The sequence below is a fragment of the Lactococcus garvieae subsp. garvieae genome (assembly GCF_029024465.1).
In the GTDB taxonomy this organism is placed as follows: Bacteria; Bacillota; Bacilli; order Lactobacillales; family Streptococcaceae; genus Lactococcus; species Lactococcus garvieae.
The window spans coordinates 1,713,290-1,730,863 of sequence record NZ_CP118950.1; the positions used below are offsets into that span (position 1 = coordinate 1,713,290).

Genomic DNA, 17,574 nt, shown 5'->3' on the forward strand with positions numbered 1-17,574 from the left:
CTATGCGCGACCATTCTAGGGCTTGTCAAGAGAATGGTGGTGTAAACATAGTCATATCAAGGATTGACGGTAAAATATAAATCAGACCATCTGGCTTAAAAACTAAAAAAATGTGGATTTTATTGATGGATTTTATAGAACAAAGAATTTAATAAAATCCACTTTTCAATAATATAAAATCCATTTGAGGGATTTGAGGAAATTTAAGAAAATGAGAGATAAAAGAGTAAAGTCCTTTATTTTCACTCAGTATCAACGAGCAGATTTTTGGGATTGGGATGAGGATAAAAAAATTCTTTTTGAAAATAGTAGAAATAATCAAGCTGAAATTTTTAATGAGATTTATAATCGCTTAAAAAATTTAGAGGGTTTAAAAATGATTGCTTTAGTAAATCATGATAAGGATAAAAATGCAAAAGGTGAGCTTAAACATCCTCATATTCATGGTTATATTGAATTTGAAAAGTTAAAGACTATTGCGAGCGTTTCCGCCTGCTTAGGAATAGAGCCTCAGTATGTTGAGGTCCCTCGTAAAGGGCGTTATGGACGATTAAATTGTTTGGCTTACCTTGTACACGCAAAGAATTTAGACAAATATCAATATTCCCCTGAAGAGGTGCAAACTTTTGAAACTTTTGATTACCAAGAATTTATTGATGACAATTTAGAAGATTTTAAGAAGTATAATGCTACTGATAAACGAAAAAAGAATGAGATAGGCTTAGACCTTGCTTTACAGGAAGTTCAACAAGGAAAATTAAAACTACGTGAAATCATGAGGGATGAAAATCTAGCACTTCTCTATGCTAACCACATGAATCAATTTAACGATTCTTTTAACTTCTATGGCTTACGTAACGCTATGCTTCGGTTGGACGAACTAGAAAGAGGCAATTATGACCTCACAGTGCTTTATATTCAAGGTGCACCAGGGATTGGAAAAAGCTTTTTAGCACGTGAAGTAGCAAATAAAGTTAGAGAATTTGGAAATGCAAATGGCTTTGAAAGTGATATATTTTCAGCCAGTTCATCAAACCCTTTTGATGATTATTATGGGGAGGATATTTTAATCTTAGATGATCTTCGCCAAGAGAGCTTAAAAGTTAGTGATTGGTTGAAACTATTTGACCCACTTAATACAGCTAAAATGTCTGCTAGGTATAGAAATAAGATGATTGTTCCTAGATTAGTAATCGTAGCAAATTATCAAAGTGTAGAGCAGTTCTTTGGTAGTTTTAACTTCAAAAATGAAGATATTAATCAGTTTAAACGAAGAATCAACTTTACTTCGAAAATAAGTGAGAAAACTTTTGGGATTCCCCCTTTTGATAGAGTATATAGTTTATCCGCTTCAAAAAAATTAAATGAGCCAGAAAACATGAGAATTTCTAAAAATGAATTTATTACTTTAAATTATGGGACAAAGTTACTATTTGCATATGATGATAAGGAAAAATTTATAAATGAATTGCTTACTCAGCACGTTTATCCTAGAATTTTCTCTGAAAAATAAGATACGAAAGGATGATAAAATGGAAAAAAATAACAAAGGCATAACAGCGAAGGAGCTAATCGAGGAGTTACATCTAAAGCCTGCCACTGCACAAAAAGCAATCCGATTAGCAAAAGAACAATTAGTAAAACAAGGCTTTGATTGGTATGCAAATAAACGATTAGGAGTTGTACCAAGAGACGTAGTTTCCAAAATTTTAAGAATGGAGTTATAAAATGGCTTCTATTAGATACAGACAGAGAAAAGGAAAAAGTGGTGTTTCATGGTCTTATGAAATTAGACAAGGTGATAAAACGTTGAAATCTAAGTCAGGTTTCAAGACAAAAAAGGAAGCTTCAATAGATGGTCTTTCTATATTGAGAGAGTTTAAAACTGGGCTTACTATTGACAAAAATACCGATTTACCTACACTTTATCAAGAATGGTATAACCTAAAGGTTCTTCATAGTGGGCGTTCTGAACAAACACTCTACAAATATCGTTATTTTGGAAAAATCATCAAAAATAATTTTGACGGTATTCCTATAACAAGTATTAAATCCTCTCAGTACCAGAGAATAATGAATAAGCTAGGTACTGATGACAAAATTAGCTATAATACCCTTATTCGTGTTAATTCTGTAATTAGGCAGACAATTGAAATGGTAAAAGCTGATGATGTTTTTATTAAAGATTTCACTACAAGTGTTGTGATTCAGAGTAAATTTAAACCGCAAACAGCAGATGAAAAGTATATACATTCATTAGAAGACTACAATAAAATTATTGAGTATTTAAAAGATAATTTAGATTATAAAAAATCAATTAATAATTATATTGTCTACTTCTTGTTTCATACAGGACTACGCTATGGAGAACTTGTAGCCTTAACTTGGTCTGATATTGACTTTGAAAATGGCTATTTAAAGACGTATAGACGTTACAATACAAATATTAATAAGTTTGTACCTTCCAAGACTGAAACATCTATAAGACGTGTTCCTTTGAGTTCTACGGATATATCAATATTGAATGACTTGAAAAAAACACAAGAATTTATAGTCGAAAGTCTTGGATTTGAAAATGAATATAATATGGTATTTTACCATCCATTTTTAATTCACGGTATTCCTCATAGTACAACAATCAATAATCATTTAGCCTTATTATTAAAACAACTTAATATAGAGCCAGTAATCACATCAAAAGGCGCTCGTCATACTTATGGTTCCGTACTTCTTGCTAAAGGGTATAGTATGGATGTAGTTTCGAAGTTACTCGGACACAAAGATATAATGATGCTAGTACGTGTGTATGGTCATGCTCTCGAAGAAAATATTTCTAAGCAAATCGAAAGTATAAAAAAATTACTGGATTAATATGATAAAATAAATAGACAGAGATTTGAAATAGGAATAACGAGGATATTAAATTTAAAATTTATGGAGCAGAGTGACTATATAACCCACTGAGAGAAAGGATATATTACTAATATGATAAAATATTTGTTACTAGATATTGATAGTACAATTGCTCCCAATATGTACAGGGGGACAGATGCTGTTGAGGTTGAGACTTGGGGACAGGCACACATATCAATTCCCAGATATATAGTTGATTGGTTAAAACTTTTCGCAAAAAAAGAAAATCATCGTATAATATGGTGTACAGACATGGGAAATATAAGCGCTCAGATTGAGTCCCAATTTAAGATAGATGTACAAGATAAGTTAAAATTTAATACTGCTCCATTAGGTGTTTGGAAGAAACAAGCAGCCATTATAAAATTTGCTACTGAACATCCCGAGGATATGGTTATTTGTGCTGATAATGATGCTGACCTTATTAAAGTAGATACCTTACCTAAGAATTTACACTTAGTTATTCCCACAGGAACTATAAAAGCTCTATCAAAGGAAGATTTGAATAAAATAGACTCATATTAATGTCATAAAAATAACCATGATTTACTACCAATGAAATATTCCAAATCCTCAAAAAAAAAAAACGCTAATTAGGCGTTTTTTGATTTTCAATGAGCTTTAAAACTAACATGACACTCATAACAATTTTTTCAAGTGCTTTCGTGTCATCTAATTCTAAACAAGATTCATCAAGTCCATCGTTTAGAAATTCAGAGATAATATCTAGTGTAGCATGGTATTTATCCTTACTTTTGGCCACAAAGTCAAAATTGTCGAAATTTATATTAGCTGATTCCATTTTGTTTTCCATTTGAGTCTCCTTTTTGCTATATGTTTTTTGATAATACATGTTAGATACATATACAATATTACCACAATCCCTGAAAAAAGCAAGCAAGTTTATATTTGAAAATCTTTTAGAACTAAAATATTATCCCATTATATATAAATTAATAATTTAACTCCCCAAAAAATGGGATAAAATACGGGAAAATATAAAAAGGGATAAAACAAAAAAGCTCAATATCGTTATGATACTGGGCTTTCTTAGTACTATTTTTGATATAAATCTGGATGTGAGCTATGCCATTTCCAAGCATTCTCGATAATATATTCTAAATTATTCTTCACGTGCCAATCCAAAATTTCTCCAGCTTTCGTCGAGTCTGCCACCAGCATATCTGGGTCACCAGGGCGACGTTCTCCCATTTGTGATGGAATTTCTTTACCGGTAACACGGCGTGCAGTTTCCAAGACTTCAAGGTTAGAGTATCCTTTTGAAGAGCCAAGGTTAAACTGGTCCGAAGCACCGCCTGCTTTAAGATATTCTAAGGCTTTGATATGTGCTTCAATCAAATCTTCCATGTCAATATAGTCACGTACACATGTACCATCAGGGGTATTGTAGTCATCCCCATAGATAGTGATAAACTCACGTTGTCCTAAAGCCGTTTGTAAAATGAGTGGAATCAGATGTGTTTCATTTTTATGTGCCTCACCAATACTGCCATCATGTTTCGCACCTGCAACATTAAAGTAGCGCAGGGCCACATAAGTCATATCAGTTGCCTCCGATTGCCACTTCATCATTTTTTCCATGATGAGTTTGCTTTCCCCGTAAGGATTAATTGGTTTTTGTGGAGTTTTTTCAGAAATAGGACTTTCTTCTGGTATCCCAAAAGTTGCAGCCGTACTTGAAAAGACAATATGCTTGATACCAAATTTTTCCATGGTTTCAAGGATAACCTGTGCCCCACCAACGTTATTATTAAAATACATCAGTGGTTTTTGCATTGATTCACCCACCAAAGAATAGGCACAAAAATGCATTAAGCCTTCAATATCTTTTTCTTTTGTAAAAACATCAGCCAAAAAAGCTTGATCGCGCACATCTCCTTCATAGAAGCGTACATCTGCTGGGACAGCTTCACGATGTCCTGTCACAAGATTGTCTACAACGGCCACATCATAACCACGTGCCACTAGAATATCAACAGCATGGCTTCCTACATAACCTGCGCCTCCAAGTACTAAGACTGTCATTTATTTATCCTCCATTACTTTGATGTACAAAGTTCTTCAATACTATTTATCAATCACTTACAAGTATAACCTTATTCATTTATAAAATCAATGAAGCGCTTAAATCCAGCATGTCCTGCTTCGTTATCTTTAAACACTCCCGCATCTTGCAGTACTCTTGTAAAGACAGCTCCAACTGCTTCACGGACATACTCTGAGACATTTTCTTCAGTAAAGTTTCCTTGATTTTTTAACTCTTGTGCCCAAGGTAAGTGCATCTCTTTCATATGATGTGGCTTCCCTAAGAGGTATTGTTCCACTTCTTGCAGTTCATCTTTCAATCTTGGAGGTAAAACAGCCAAACCCATGACCTCAATCAGACCAATATTTTCTTTCTTGATGTGGTGGAGGTCGGCATGGGGATGAAAGATTCCATCAGGGTAAGTGTCACTAACATTATTATCTCTCAGGACCAGATCCATCTCGTAAGCATCATCACGTTTACGAGCGATCGGTGTAATCGTATGGTGTGGCGTACCATCAGCAGAATGCGCAAGAAGATCAATACTTGTATCCGAATACTGTTGCCATTTCTTCAAGATAAAGTCCGCAAGTGTCAGAAGCTGCCCTTTGTCCTCAGAAGACAAACGCAACACACTCATGGGCCAATTCACAATACCAACAGCTACTTCTGGGAAATTCTTAAAGACTACTTGTTCCCGCAACTTAGCTTTAGCCATCGGAAATTCATGACGTCCTGCTTGATAGTGATCATGGGTCAAAATAGAGCCACCGACAATTGGTAAATCAGCATTGGACCCAATCATATAGTGAGGGAACAAATCCAAAAATTCCAAGAGATTACTAAAAGAACGGCGATTAATTTTCATTGGCTTGTGCACGTTGTTCAGCACAATGGAGTGTTCATTATAATAAGCATAAGGCGAATATTGAAAGCCCCATTCTTCATCGTGCAGTTTTAAGCGGATAAGACGATGATTGCTGCGTGCTGCTTTATTTCCTCCACCATAAAGCCCTTCATTTTCAATACAGAGCGCACAAGCTGGATAACTGGAATCCTTGATCAATTTAGCTGCAGCAATAGCCTTAGGATCTTTCTCCGGTTTCGAGAGATTGATGGTGATTTCTAAATCACCATATTTTGAATGATGATTAAAAGCAATATTTTTTGCAATATCTCTTGTCTTAACCTGATTAATTTCCTGAGTCAGTCCATAGAAATAGTCTGTCGCTTTTTTCGGGCTCTCTTGATAATTTTTCCAAAATTCACGATTAATTTGACCGGGGGTTGGGCTAATAAAATCCATCAGTGCCGCTTCATAAAACTCTTCCTCTTCAGGCGGAAAAGCGTGATTTTCACGCGCAAGTGTCATGAGTTGGTCCATTAAAATCAGAGGCTCATGTTCTTCCGTAACTTGTGGTTCGTCCCAATCGTTCATGCCCAAGAAATGGAGCAATTGATTACGCCAATATATTTTATCAAGCGTTTCAATTCGATGATTTTTTTCTGCTAAATTAATAAATTCTTGAATAGCTTGATATTTATCCATTTTTACTTTTCCTACTCCACATCCAGTTTTGTTGATCCTGAACCGATTTGGGCGACATAGAAGCTTGCTGGGTAGCCAACTACTTTTTCATATTCCGCACCAACTGCTTCTTCAAAATCAGCGACTTTATCATGTGCAACTAAAGCAATTGCACAACCTCCAAAGCCTGCACCTGTCATACGTGCACCTAACACTCCTGCTTGTTTTTGTGCGGTTTCAGCCAGCGTATCAAGCTCAATCCCCGTCACTTCATAATCGTCTTTGAGGGAAGCATGTGAAGCATTAAGTAATTCACCAAATTTCGTCAAATTACCCGCAACAAAAGCTTTTTGAGCTATTTTAGTACGGTTATTTTCATATACGGCATGGCGTGCACGTTTAATCAAGGTTTCATCGCCAATCAAGTCTGTGTTAGCGTCAAATTCCTCATTAGAAAGTTCCCCTAGTGATTCGATAGCTAACTTACTTTGCATACGTTTCAATGCTTCACGTGTTTCAGCAAAACGCTCATTATATTTTGATTCTGTTAAAGCACGTGGTTTATTTGTATTCATGATGACAATATCATAATCACGTAACTCTACGGGTACCATTTCATATTTAAGAGTATTACAGTCCAACAAAATTGCTTTTTTCACTTCACCAAAACCAATCGCAAATTGGTCCAAAATACCAGAGTTGACACCAATGAATTCATTTTCAGTTTTTTGTCCGAGTTGCACAAGCTCCAAACGTGGGACTTGTAAGTTAAACAAGTCGTCTAAAACTACACCGACTAAAAGCTCTAAAGAAGCTGAAGATGATAAACCAGAAGCTGTTGGAATTTCACCATTAATAAGTAGTTCAAAACCTTTATCGATGGTATAGCCTGCGCCTTGAAGCATCACAATCATTCCTTTAACATAATTTGACCAACTGTCATCCTCTTTTTCCTTGACCTCAGTTAAATCAAATTCGATAAGACCTGCTTCCGGAAAGTTTTGTGAAAAAAGTCTGATTTTTGTATCCTCACGTAAACGGGCCAGACCTGTTGTCCCAATTGTGATTGAAGCGGGGAAGACGTAGCCGCCATTATAGTCTGTATGTTCACCAATCAAGTTAATACGTCCTGGAGAAAAGAAATATTCCACATTTTCTGTATCTCCAAAGACTTTTTCAAAACTATTTGTTAATGCTGTTAAAACTTTACTGTTTTCTACGATTGTTGTCATTTTCTTTTCCTCATTTTTTCTCTTCTTTATGAAGTTTATAAATTGTTTTTGAATAGTATTTCTCGCCTGCTTTGAGTGTGATATCGCCCAACTCCGGAATTTGCTGACTGCCTGGCGCCACTTGTGTTTCAAAAGTGATTGCGCCATGATTGACTTCTTTTTTCCCTTGATACACTGCACCAGATTCGCCAAAATTGGCAGAAAAAATGACAATACTTGGACGATCAGTATAAACAGAAACACTTAAATCTTCAAAGCTTAAACGTGCTTGCTCTTTCTCTATGCTTGGCTCATCTAAAAGGAAAGGATGATCAAGGCCATCAACCAAAGTCACTTGCTCCATAGTGCTTTGAAAGACTTCCGAGAGCTTTTTACCTGAACGCAAGTCTAAATCTGTACCTGCTAACTCAGCAATATCTCCACGTACCACTTCGCTCTTGTCCAGCAAAGGAATAAAGCGAGAGGCGCCTAAACGCAAGAAATGATTGTCAATACTTTGACCGACATCCCCGGATAAATTAAAGTAAACATGACCTGTGGGGTTAAACACCGTGTCTTTATCTGAAACGGCATCATATTCAATGGAGCAAGCTCCATTTTCATCAAAACTGTGGGTCACAGTCACCTGCATTTGTCCCGGATAACCATTTTCGCCATCGTTTGACGTCAAGTAAAATTGAACTTTTGCTTGTTCTGCTTCCTGAAAGACTTCAAACTGCCAGAGTTTGCTTTCAAAGGAATCTTGCCCTCCATGTAAGGTTTGCGCAGCTTCATTTTGCTGCAATTGCACGGTCTTTCCCGCTATCTCCACTTGTCCGTCTTTGATACGACCAGCTGTTCGGCCAATTGTGGCACCAGGATAATTGTCTTTTTCCACATACTCTTGTGTAGAATCAAAGCCCAAAACGATTTTCTTACCATTGACTGTCCAATCCACAATTCGGGCACCATAATTGCTCAATGAGAGCGTATCTCCTGTCTTATTGGTTAAACAAATCAAATGCGCACCTAAGCCAAAGTCTTTTGTTGTTATTTCCATCATTCACCTTCTTTAAATAAGGAGAGCTAGCGTCACCGCTAGTCCTTATCTTTATTTTAATTTATTTTCGAGTTCAGCAACAATTTCTTTATGACGTTTCTCTGTTAATTTCACCTTAAGAAGATAAATAGTGAGTGAGATAATCATCAGAACGGCTGGAAGAGCGAAAGCATAAAGCTTAAATGTTGTAACCCCGTAAACCTTATTAGGATCAAAAGTTGAACCGGTCATACCAGCTGCAATCGCCACAAATCCGAAGATCCCATTTGAGAAAGCACCGGCAATTTTATCAAGTAAAGGACGCATTGCCAAAGTGACTGCTTCATTACGCACACCATTTTTCCATTGTCCATATTCGACAGAGTCTGTGATAGTCATCAAAACAGATAAGAATACAAGCTGGTAGGGTGTAGTCAGAAAGATAAGACCGAGAATTGTCATTGGCACTGAACTTCCAAAGATAAAGAAAGCATAACCGATAAGCATGGAGAGGATTGCGCCTGTCAAAACTTTACGACGGCCAAACTTCTTCGCTAAGGCAGGGAAGAGTGGCACTAAGACGATAGAGCCGATAAAGCCGACAATCCCTGTAATTGAATACAGTGCAGCTTGTCCTAAAACGAAGGTAAACATCAAAATCAAAGTTGCTGTTGTTGCCACATAGGCTAAAGCAAACAAGATATAAGACAAGGATAACCACATCAGCTGATCATTTTTCAATAATGCTTTAAACACATCAATAGTTGTTGTTTTTTGTGATTGTTGACGGATAACAGAATCCTTTTCTTGAGTCCCCCAAGCTGTAATTAAAGCTGTCCCACCTGAAACAATCGCAGCAATGACACCGAAAGCAAACCAACCGGATGCACCTTGTGCATGGTGGCCCGTCATGAGTTGAGTGAAGCCATAGGTAATCGGGATAACGAGAATAGTTGTTCCTTGAGCACCAATAGCTGAACCAAAACGCGCAAACGTTCCGAGTGACTCACGTTCTTCGTTCTTTTCAGAAAGCGCAGGAATCATTGACCAAAAGGCAATATCCTTGAAGGAATAAAAAGCATCCAGAATGACAAAAGAAATGATAAAGACAATAATAAATAAGGTTGTATTTGAACTTTTGGCTAATCCAAAAAAGTCTGAAAACATCAGGACAATCATCACAGAGGAAATCAAACCGCCAGCCACCAACCAAGGTTTAAATTTTCCCCAACGCGTGCGCGTGTTGTCAATAATGCTCCCAATAATGGGATCAAAAACAATTTCTACCAATCGAATAATGACGACAAGTGATGTCACGAGAGCAATCATTGCATCTTCATGTTCACTTCCTGCAAACATTTGACTCGTAACAAAAGCAATAAAGAATACGCTAATTGCTGCATAATAGGTATCGTGACCCAAAGCACCTAAAGCATACGAAATTCTTTGTTTCATTTTTCCTCCCTCCATGGGGAACCTCCTTTTTTCGATTTCCTTACACCGAAATCGCTTACATTAACATGATAGCATTTTCTTATTTGGAAAAGTTTCCCATTGGATAAAGAAGGCAGGAAATACTTCCTAAAATATCGCTTACAAAATGAAGGAGGCAGCCGTTGTTGCTCGATTCGCTCCCTGCGTATTATCGTTCTAATTTGCTAAAGCAAAAAGAACGATAATAAAAGCAAAGCTCACTTGCTTTGCTTTTTATTTGTTTTCATTGTTTTTTATAAATAGAGTAAGCGTCAAAGAGGACACGTACTAAAATGTACAAGGGCAGTCGACTATGGACATCAAGATCAAAGTAGTTCACCTCTAAAGAACTTTTATAGCCAATGAGGGAGACATCTGCGAGACGTACTAAGGGACTTTGCTCCGTTACAGTCAAGGTCAAAATTTTTGCGCCATGGGCTTTTGCCACTTCCGTTGCTTCAATCAGTTCTGAAGTTTCGCCACTCAAGGACAGATTGATGATTAAGCTGTTCTCTTTGACAAAACTTGCATAATAAGTCATATACTTATAGTCATCATGAAGCGTCACTGGCTTATGGAAAAGTTGGAGCTTCTTCATCATCTCTGCAGCAGCATGAGTGGAAAGACCACGCGCAAAGAGAATGATCTCATCTGCTTGGTCAATAGCACGCACAGCCTGTTCGATAGCAGGAGCCGAAATATTATGAATCGTACGTAAGAGTTCCTCTTCGTTTTTACCAATTGCAGCCAAAACTTCATTTGAAAATCCATTAATATTGGGAAGGGGCTTTTCTTTTATGGAATAGCGAAATTCGGCATAGCCTGAAAAACCTTTCTTCCTTACTGTGCGATTAATCGTTGACAAGGAGCAATGCGCTAATTCTGCCAAATCTGTAATCGAAAGTTGGGGAATTTCATCATAATGCTCCTGAATAACTTGCCATGTGTAGGCTTCGGCACTTGATAACTTTTGGTTAACCATGTTTCCTCTCCTAATATTTTAAACGGTCAATTTGAATCCCTGTATACTGACTAATCGCATCAATAGCATGGTAATAACGCCCGAGATAAGCGCGTGTGTCACGCACCGTTTCTTCATCATCTAAACGTACAACTTTTTCAGCAAGTCCTTGCTCGGCTATCTCCCTTAAAAGCGCTTCGTCATTATCCGATGGAATTAAAAGCACCAGATCCATATCTGGAGATAAGGTATTGTCAATAAAGATGATACCTTGGTTGCCAGCGGAAGTGATAGCCTGTTCAATGTCCTTTGCAAAAGGGGCATTGTTAAAAGAACGCGCTAAACGTCTGGCTAAGGTTGATTTGCCACTTTGCCTGCCACCAATTATACCCACAATTTTAGTGAAGTGTCTACGAAAGACGGGATTGATCTCGTTCCAGTGTAACAGTGGATGTGCACGTATCTCTGTTGCGGATATCTTAATGTCTTGCCTATCAGCCATTTCTACCTTATAAGTATGCGAATCTTGCGGAAAACGTGCGCTTAGCTCCGTCACATATTCCGGCTCTCCCACATAAAAAGTAATTTCCTGACTCTGGTAATTTTTTAATAAGTCAAACAAACGTGTAAACCAAGCATCCCATCCTTGGGGCATCGGAGGTAAATCCGTTTCGTCTAACATTGCAACATCAATATCGTCTTCGTCCGCAAAAGCTTCCTGTAAGTACTGATAACGCAAGGCTAAAGGCAAGCCAATCTTGTCCCCTCGATCATGAGTATAGCCTGATACAACTAAGAGAACCTGATCATTAAGTGCAGCGCACTTGTAGATTTGTTGCTGGTGCCCCTTATGAAAAGGAGCAAAAGTACCAAAATAAACGCCTAATCTTGTCTTTTCTGTCATTGCACTCCTCTATTCGATCTTTTTAAGCACGCACTGTTTTAGCCGCACCTGATTTTTCGTAAAGATTGATTAAGCCTGCACCTGATTTACGAATCATATCTCCAGGTTGTACAGGAGTTTCCACATCAATATGTAAAAGTGTCATTGGATTTGGAGCACGATCGATGGATTCTCCTGTTTCTGCCAAGCGTAAGTTTTTAATTGTTGTTTCGGAATGACGGAAACCTGGTCCATAAAATTCAATAGTGTCGCCTTCTGTGATGACATTACGTTGACGAATTGTCGCCACCTTACTGTCCTCATCGTAAGCAACAACCTCGCCAATAAACTTGTATTCTGGAATTTTACGACGTGCACCAAAAAGTTGTTTATTTTCATCAGGAATACCATAATAAAAACCTGTATCCAACTCACGTTGCGCAACTTTCCAAAGTTCATCGACCAAATCTGACTTAATAGCTTCAAACTTTTCCGGACTTTCTAAATAAGCATCAATGGCCGCTTTGTAAACATTTGAAACTGTCGAAACGTAGTGAATAGATTTCATACGTCCTTCAATTTTCAAGGAATTTACACCATTTTTAATCATATCAGGAATATGTTCAATCATGCTCATGTCCACAGCAGACATTGAAAATTCTTCGGGAATTTCACCTTTGATTGATTTGCGCTCACTACCAAAAGGCATATCATAAAGGTCATATTTCCAACGACACGATTGTGAACAACCGCCACGATTGGCATCACGCATACTCATATAGTTTGAGAGAACGCAGCGTCCACTATAAGAAATACACATGGCACCATGGACAAAGGCTTCAATTTCTACAGATGTATGTTTACGGATTTCCGCCAATTCTTCCATTGAAACTTCACGGGCTAAAACGACACGTTCCAGACCTAAACCTTGCCAGAATTCTAAAGTTTCGTAATTCGTTGCTGAAGATTGTGTAGAAAGATGAATAGGTAAACCTGGCGCTTCAGCTGCACAAATTGCAATCAATGCAGGGTCCGAAACGATAACTGCAGAAATTCCTAAATCACGCAGTGTACGGAACCATTCGCCCGCACCTTCTTCATTTCCTTCGTGTGTGACCATATTGGCCGCAACATATACCTTTGCATTATGAGCTGAGGCGTACTCTACGCCTTCACGCATCTCATCAAAGGTAAAGTTACCTGCGCGTGACCGTAAGCCATAGGCTTGTCCACCAATATATACAGCATCTGCGCCATAATCAATCGCAACTTTGAGTTTTTCCAATGTGCCTGCAGGTGAAAGTACCTCAGGTCTTGTATAATTTTCTTGCATTTTTTCTCCTATTTTCAAGATAAGATTTTTGATAAGGTCTGCCGACCAAAACTTCTTTAATAATAAACTATGGTTTTAATAAAACCTTGCCAATATTTTTTCCAGACTCTAAATACTGATGCGCTTCCTTACCTTCAGATAAGGGAAATACAATTGCTTCAGCTGTTTCAACTTCTCCTCTTTCAAAGTAATCAAAGAGACGTTGACTTCGGCGTTCCCTTTCTGAAAAGCTGGTCAAAAAATCCCATAAGTCACCCGTTAGGATGCTTTTGGATTGGGACATCATCTTCACGAGATCAATTTGTGGTGGATTTCCTCCTGCCATGCCAAAGAAAATCAAGCGTCCTCTGTTCTTCAAAAGCTCTAAATTTTTATTCACAGTGCTGCCCACACCATCATAAACCGTGTCAAATTTAATAGCCAAGGTTTGGCGCCATTCATCTGTTCGACTTGGATAGACTTGACGCACACCACGAGAAAGAGCCAAAGCTTGTTTTTCTGCACTTGACGCCGTACCATATACTTCCATGCCATCTGCCACAAGAATTTGGGACAAGATCTGCCCGACACCGCCACTAATTCCCGTAACAAATACTTTATCCCCTGCTTGATTTTTTCCCAAATCATGCGCTAAGAAATCTGCAGTTAAACCTTGAAGACCAATACTGGCAGCTAACTTTAAATCAATATGATCAGGCAAATAAATCAGCTTTTCTTTAGGTACAGCGACATATTCGGCATTGGCAAAGGGAACATCAACAAAAAGAACTTTTCTTCCTTTCTGCTTTCCTTCGACAATTTCACCAGAGCCCTCGTATCCATTAATATAAGGGTGGTGTTCCTCGATATGATAGCCTCCTCGGCGGCGATAAATATCTGCAAAATTGAGACCAATATATGCTGTTTTAACTAGAACTTCATCTTCTCGCACTTGCGGCAAGGGAACTTCACCATATTTAAGGACATCACTCTCCCCAAATTCTTCAAAATACAAGGCCTTCATCATTTAATTTTACCTGGGTCTAAGTCATAGAAGCCATGTGATAAAGTACGCCCTGCTGGATGAAGTTTACGCACTTCTTCTTCAAGCTGAAAAGCCTTGTCTGCAGTGAAATTTCCTGCTTCAATAGCATTTTTCGCTTCAACAAACAACTTCGTAATGGCAACAAAATCCGCACCGCGTGTAAAAATACCATCCAGTTTCCAGTGGTCAAAGCCCATTTTTACCAGATCCGAGAGCTCACTCATCATATTAAGATCATCGTTAGCAAAAATGTGTGTGCCATGATTGTCTTCAAAGATACTATAGTGGGTATCTTCCTTTTTAGGTTCCGAAACAAAAAGATTACGTTCACGATCTTTTCCCGTCTCTTCTGTCTTAATAAAATTATAGTAATTTTGCACTAAAGGACGTTTACTTTGATGGATAACCGTTGCGCCATAGACCAATACCTCGCCGGGTACATCTAAGTTTCCCGTCATGGCTTCAAGTTCAGCTTTGGGAAGCTCACGTGCCAATACAGCTTCGACAGCACCTTGCCCTGCCCAGAAGTTGATTTGGCGGCTTGAAGTCACCATTGTAGAAGCATCATAAGTAAATGGCAAGTCATATTTGTCTCTTTGAAGGACAAAGATAACGCCTGCATCTCCTACGGCTATGCGGTCTACTTGAATGTCTTGCAGGAAGTCTAAGAAGGGTTTGATTTTAGCCATCATGTCAACGTGCATCAGTGCATTTACAGCAACAGTCACTGTTTTCCCTGCTTCATGTGCAAGGGCTGTAATCTCACGAATCTCATCATAGCTAAGCGCTGTGGGTAAGCGTAACCCATACTCGGCTTCACCAATATAAAGGTTGTCAGTTCCAGCAGCAAGTAGAGCTTTGGCTTGCTCCACACTTTCTGCGGTAGTAGTAATTTTAATCATAGACTCAATTATATCACTATTTATCGCTCTTGACACGCTAGATTTTCATTTTATTTTATTTTATGGTTAACAAAAATGTAACATAAGACACAAAATTGTATTGCAAACATTTACATAATTTGTTATGATGTAGTGTAGAGCTTAATTATCAGGAAAACTTAGGAAAAAAACTATGGAATTAAAAAATTTAAACGATTTCTATGAGAAGCAAGAATACTATTCTTATGATGAGCTACATGAACAAGAAAGCCATCTTACAACGCGTGTCCACGAGCTGACTTTCTTTCTCAATGTTGCCAGCTTTTCAGTCATCATGGCCATGATGGTCTATATTTTTATTACAATGACAAGCAGTTTAGTTGCCGTTCCAGCTGCTCTTGTTGTTGGTTTTATCGTTTTCCTTGTTTGCAAAAAAGGAATCAAAAAGATCGTACACCTACTCATGAAATAATAACTTTTATTTTCTAACAGAAAAAACCTCAAGAAGAGGTTTTTTATTTTTGTCCGATTAAAACTTGCACGTGAATCGTTGCCTGAGTGGGGGGATTTTTCCTCGCTGCTTCTTTTATCTCCGGAGATACCGCCCATTCTAAAGGACTCATTTCTAGAAAATCTAAACGAAGTGCCTCAGGAATCTCAAAGCTATAATGTAGTTCTTTTTCCACGGCATTGGGATATTCTTGCTTAAAGCGTTGCATCACTTCTGTATTGTCATAGTTAACAGGAAAGCCATATACTTTACGCAGCTCTTGAAGATAATATCGATCAGGTACAATCTTGATGATATTTCCCTCTGACTGTAACACCCGGTTAAATTCTTTATAGTTGGAAGGTGTAAAAATATTTAAGACACTCGAAATAGAAGCGTCAGCAAAGGGCAATCTTGTCAAATCTGCCAAACTTAGAAAGGCTGAAAAGGGCAAGTCTGTCGCCATTTCAATACCATCCTTGGCAATATCAAAACCAAACTTGTTTCCTTGATAAGGCAATAACTCCAAAAACTTACCTTCACCTGTACCCACATCCAACAAATTGCCAGGTAAAAGGGCTGTTTCAATCTCCTTAAGTACAGGTGCGTACATTCCAGCCGCGATTAAGCGACGTCTTGGTTCAAACATCTTCTTTGTATAATGTTCCGTATCTGCTTTAGTTTGTAAAAAGTTGACATATCCTTTTTTATTCAAATTGAAGGTATGCTTATTCACACAACGTAGTGCATAAGGCTCCAAAGAAAAGGGAGCATGACATAAAGGACAGCTGAGACTTTCTAGATTTTTTTCTAAGTATAGATAGGCTTTTTCAATTTTTTTAACATAGGTCTATTATAGCATTTCCTCATGCGCTTTAATTTTTCTGACTTCAACTCCTCACAGGAAATAAGGAAAACCCAAACACCCAAGAAAGTCTTTCTTCTATTTATGTAATATTTTATATCCCATCGCTTATTCACTCATTAAAAACAGCAAAGCTGCTTTTTTTGTTATAATAAAGAAAAAGTCAGAAAAGGAAATAAAGAAGCCAATGATTATTCGTGAACTTTGTGTTGAAAATTTTACTGAAATTCCTCAAGCCATTGCTGCAGGAGTGGAGCGTATCGAACTTTGTGATAACCTTGCTGTGGGTGGGACAACACCGAGCTATGGTGTCATTCAGCAAGCCGCTGAATTTATCGGAGACCAAAAAACTACTCTAGCTGTTATCATCCGCCCACGTGGAGGCAATTTTGTCTATAATTCTTATGAATTAAAAATCATGGAAAATGATATTCTCAAAGCGATTGAAGCTGGTGCACAAAATCTCGTTTTAGGCGCTCTAACAGAAGACAATCAAATTGACCTTGAAGCCCTTGAAACACTTCTGGTGGCCTCTCAAGGCCTTCCTGTAACCTTCCATATGGCCTTTGATGAGATTGAAGACCAATATAAAGCTATTGATACACTCATCGAAGCTGGCGTAGAAAAGATTCTTATGCATGGTGACAGTCTTGACAAACCCCTCAATACCGAAAAAATTGCAGACCTTGTTAAATATGCGAATGGAAGAATTGCTATTATTATTGGCGGAGGTGTAACTGTCGATAACTTTGAAGAATATGCAAAATTGACGGGGACAAATTTTGTCCATGGAACAAAAATCATTGCAAAATAAAAAACAGCTTAAGCTGCACTATCATTAATAAAAGCCACTGATTTCAGGAATCAGTGGCTTTTATTCTCAACGTTTAGCTCCTGCTCAACTTTCCCATCTGGAACGAGTACCT

18 protein-coding genes are annotated in these 17,574 nt (G+C 37.9%); 6 read left to right on the top strand and 12 right to left on the bottom strand.

Annotation, left to right across the window (positions count from 1 at the left end; all coding sequences use genetic code 11):
- Positions 1-211 precede the first annotated feature (211 nt).
- The 4 genes from PYW30_RS08590 to PYW30_RS08605 all read left to right on the top strand — a co-directional run bounded on the left by PYW30_RS08590 (position 212) and on the right by PYW30_RS08605 (position 3,438).
- The gene (locus tag PYW30_RS08590) at positions 212-1,513 is read left to right on the top strand and encodes a Rep family protein (protein ID WP_042219364.1); all 1,302 of its coding nucleotides are present in this window, start codon (positions 212-214) and stop codon (positions 1,511-1,513) included.
- A gap of 19 nt (positions 1,514-1,532) precedes the next feature.
- The gene (locus tag PYW30_RS08595) at positions 1,533-1,727 is read left to right on the top strand and encodes a DUF3173 family protein (protein WP_080719688.1); all 195 of its coding nucleotides are present in this window, start codon (positions 1,533-1,535) and stop codon (positions 1,725-1,727) included.
- A gap of 1 nt (position 1,728) precedes the next feature.
- A complete protein-coding gene (locus PYW30_RS08600; protein WP_042219361.1) occupies positions 1,729-2,871 on the top strand; it encodes a tyrosine-type recombinase/integrase in 1,143 nt (380 codons plus the stop codon).
- 114 nt (positions 2,872-2,985) lie between these two features.
- Positions 2,986-3,438, top strand: coding sequence for a hypothetical protein (locus PYW30_RS08605; protein ID WP_042219359.1), 453 nt, complete (start codon positions 2,986-2,988; stop codon positions 3,436-3,438).
- A gap of 64 nt (positions 3,439-3,502) precedes the next feature.
- Here PYW30_RS08605 and PYW30_RS08610 read toward each other — a convergent pair whose 3' ends face one another.
- The 11 genes from PYW30_RS08610 to PYW30_RS08660 all read right to left on the bottom strand — a co-directional run bounded on the left by PYW30_RS08610 (position 3,503) and on the right by PYW30_RS08660 (position 15,314).
- A complete protein-coding gene (locus tag PYW30_RS08610) occupies positions 3,503-3,727 on the bottom strand; it encodes a hypothetical protein (RefSeq protein ID WP_042219358.1) in 225 nt (74 codons plus the stop codon).
- Positions 3,728-3,969: 242 nt separating this feature from the next.
- Positions 3,970-4,959, bottom strand: coding sequence for a UDP-glucose 4-epimerase GalE (galE, locus tag PYW30_RS08615; protein ID WP_042219355.1), 990 nt, complete (start codon positions 4,957-4,959; stop codon positions 3,970-3,972).
- Positions 4,960-5,030: 71 nt separating this feature from the next.
- A complete protein-coding gene (galT, locus tag PYW30_RS08620; RefSeq protein WP_042219352.1) occupies positions 5,031-6,509 on the bottom strand; it encodes a UDP-glucose--hexose-1-phosphate uridylyltransferase in 1,479 nt (492 codons plus the stop codon).
- A gap of 11 nt (positions 6,510-6,520) precedes the next feature.
- Positions 6,521-7,720, bottom strand: a complete 1,200-nt coding sequence (locus PYW30_RS08625) for a galactokinase (protein WP_003133362.1) — start codon at positions 7,718-7,720, stop codon at positions 6,521-6,523.
- A gap of 10 nt (positions 7,721-7,730) precedes the next feature.
- On the bottom strand, positions 7,731-8,759 hold the full coding sequence (locus PYW30_RS08630; RefSeq protein ID WP_042219350.1) for an aldose epimerase family protein: 1,029 nt from the start codon (positions 8,757-8,759) through the stop codon (positions 7,731-7,733).
- Positions 8,760-8,810: 51 nt separating this feature from the next.
- Positions 8,811-10,208 carry a glycoside-pentoside-hexuronide (GPH):cation symporter gene (locus PYW30_RS08635; protein ID WP_003133358.1) on the bottom strand — a complete coding sequence of 466 codons (1,398 nt, stop codon included), beginning with the start codon at positions 10,206-10,208 and terminating at the stop codon, positions 8,811-8,813.
- Positions 10,209-10,455: 247 nt separating this feature from the next.
- Entirely contained in the window at positions 10,456-11,193 is a 738-nt protein-coding gene (locus PYW30_RS08640) for a MurR/RpiR family transcriptional regulator (protein WP_014025383.1), read from the bottom strand.
- 10 nt (positions 11,194-11,203) lie between these two features.
- A complete protein-coding gene (locus tag PYW30_RS08645; protein ID WP_016171051.1) occupies positions 11,204-12,076 on the bottom strand; it encodes an adenylyltransferase/cytidyltransferase family protein in 873 nt (290 codons plus the stop codon).
- Positions 12,077-12,098: 22 nt separating this feature from the next.
- Positions 12,099-13,388, bottom strand: a complete 1,290-nt coding sequence (locus PYW30_RS08650) for a peptidase U32 family protein (protein WP_042219348.1) — start codon at positions 13,386-13,388, stop codon at positions 12,099-12,101.
- Positions 13,389-13,455: 67 nt separating this feature from the next.
- Positions 13,456-14,394, bottom strand: a complete 939-nt coding sequence (locus PYW30_RS08655; protein ID WP_080719685.1) for a zinc-binding dehydrogenase — start codon at positions 14,392-14,394, stop codon at positions 13,456-13,458.
- Positions 14,391-15,314, bottom strand: a complete 924-nt coding sequence (locus PYW30_RS08660) for a peptidase U32 family protein (protein WP_042219346.1) — start codon at positions 15,312-15,314, stop codon at positions 14,391-14,393. Before PYW30_RS08660 ends, PYW30_RS08655 begins: the two co-directional genes overlap by 4 nt.
- A 172-nt stretch (positions 15,315-15,486) precedes the next feature.
- On the opposite strand from PYW30_RS08660, the gene PYW30_RS08665 reads away from it, so the two are divergent.
- Positions 15,487-15,765 carry a DUF3270 domain-containing protein gene (locus PYW30_RS08665; protein ID WP_003133353.1) on the top strand — a complete coding sequence of 93 codons (279 nt, stop codon included), beginning with the start codon at positions 15,487-15,489 and terminating at the stop codon, positions 15,763-15,765.
- A gap of 43 nt (positions 15,766-15,808) precedes the next feature.
- Here the strand turns inward: PYW30_RS08665 and PYW30_RS08670 are convergent, their stop codons facing one another.
- Entirely contained in the window at positions 15,809-16,618 is an 810-nt protein-coding gene (locus PYW30_RS08670; RefSeq protein ID WP_042219343.1) for a putative RNA methyltransferase, read from the bottom strand.
- Positions 16,619-16,835: 217 nt separating this feature from the next.
- On the opposite strand from PYW30_RS08670, the gene PYW30_RS08675 reads away from it, so the two are divergent.
- Complete coding sequence (locus PYW30_RS08675; RefSeq protein WP_042219340.1) at positions 16,836-17,462, top strand: copper homeostasis protein CutC; 627 nt, start codon at positions 16,836-16,838, stop codon at positions 17,460-17,462.
- Positions 17,463-17,574: the final 112 nt, after the last annotated feature.